Consider the following 1653-nt stretch of genomic DNA (forward strand, 5'->3'; position numbering starts at 1 on the left):
TGACGTCCATCCCGAACCTCAAAAGGGGGTCCCTATTGCACGCCGATAGGGGGTCCCTTTTAGACGCCGATTGACACACCTACGCCCGTTCACCATGACGGTTCGGCCTCAGCGTCCGGGCGCCCCAATCCTGAGAGTCCGGGTCGAGTTTGGTGCTCATTGCTTCACAAAGGAACTTGAGCCGCATCACGACAACAAGTTCCACTTTCCCGATGGAAAGACGACGCGCTGCTTTTGCACTGACCGGCATCTTTGGTCAAAAAATCTTCGGAAGTTAATCCAAGGGTCGGTCAATGGACCGGCCTACCACACGCTAAAACAGAGCTACCTTTTGGTGCGGCCCCAATCTGGGGGCAGCCCTTACGTAGTCTGCTTTAGTCTGCGGGATGCGAAATCCAAGAAGTACGACGTGCTAATGGTCGTTATCAGCGCTTACCAAAAAGACCGACTACCAGCGGAGCTGCCTTCAAGCCCTTTTATCGCCCTTGTCGGGCGGAAGGCTGCAGGCCGTCCAATCCACACCGGACCACTCAAAGCGTGGTAGATACGAAAATAGCCCCGAAGGGCTATTCTGTGAGGCTTAAGCCCCGCGCGAGAACCACTTTCCTTCGCAACAAGCGAAACCCGTAAGGGCAGGTGCGTCGTTTTTCATCGCCATCGACGGTGTAATAACTACCGCAATGGTCGTGAAGTTTCAATTAAAATGTGAAAGTGCGGCTCTAGCGCGGCTCCAACGCAAAGAGCCTAATCACTTCGCACAACGATAAAGCGCGTGTTGTTACTGCCAAGGCTCGACGTAAGGTAACGTCATGAACGGTGATGTTAGGTGCGAGTGACGCCTGAGCCCTGCCGGGTGTGTGTCGCCAGCCAAGCTGGCGAAAAATAAAAATCCCGGTGCCGTTTAGCGGGGTTACGTCACTCGCAGTCTGGATAAACGCGCCTACTTGGAAATCGGTCCTTAAAGGACGCAAGTCCTAAGACCGGTTGGTCATATTTCAAACTGACCCACTACCCTCTTGCGTGAGATGAGCGCGGGAACGTTCGATTTGGTGATCTGCGAGGCGCTGGATCGGTTGTCTCGCCGACTGTCGGACCTATCCGCGATCTACGAGGACCTGCTTTTTAGGGGCGTCGGTCTTCGCACGATCTCGGAAGGGGACGTCGGCAAGATGCACATCGGCCTCATGGGCACGATGAATGCACTCCAACTCGATGAAACTAGAAGAAAGACACGCCGGGGCCTCCAGGGCGTTGTCCGCTCCGGTCGCCACACCGGCGGACAGGTTTACGGCTACCGAATTCGTCGGGAGCTGGACGCTGCGGGTGAGCCGATACGGGGCCTGCGGGATATTGAACCTGGCGAGGCGGACGTCGTCAGAGAGATTTTTCGGCGATATGCCGCCGGCCAGTCGCCTCGAGCTATTGTAAGCGACCTCAACACGCGCGGGGTGCTCAGCCCGCGAGGCGGCAGTTGGAACGCTTCGACCGTCAACGGCAATGCCGAGCGCGGCAATGGCGTGATCCACAATGAGCTCTACCGTGGCGTCTTGGTTTTTGGCCGCCAGACATGGGTGAAAGCTAGGCGTACAGGCAAGCGTCAAGCTCGCACGGGAGATCCCCAAGAAATCCTGCGCACCGAAGTGCCCCATCTTC

Annotated in this window: 2 protein-coding genes; both read left to right on the forward strand. The window is 56.8% G+C overall.

What is annotated here, in order from left to right:
- Nucleotides 1-70: 70 nt before the first annotated feature.
- Nucleotides 71-544, forward strand: coding sequence for a YjaZ family protein (locus AC07NC_RS17375; protein ID WP_494570293.1), 474 nt, complete (start codon nt 71-73; stop codon nt 542-544).
- Between the two features lie 481 nt (nt 545-1025).
- Nucleotides 1026-1653: recombinase family protein (locus AC07NC_RS17380; RefSeq protein WP_494570294.1), on the forward strand; the 628-nt coding region annotated here is incomplete at its 3' end.

It is taken from the genome of Brevundimonas sp. GW821-FHT10A07 (genome assembly GCF_059415785.1).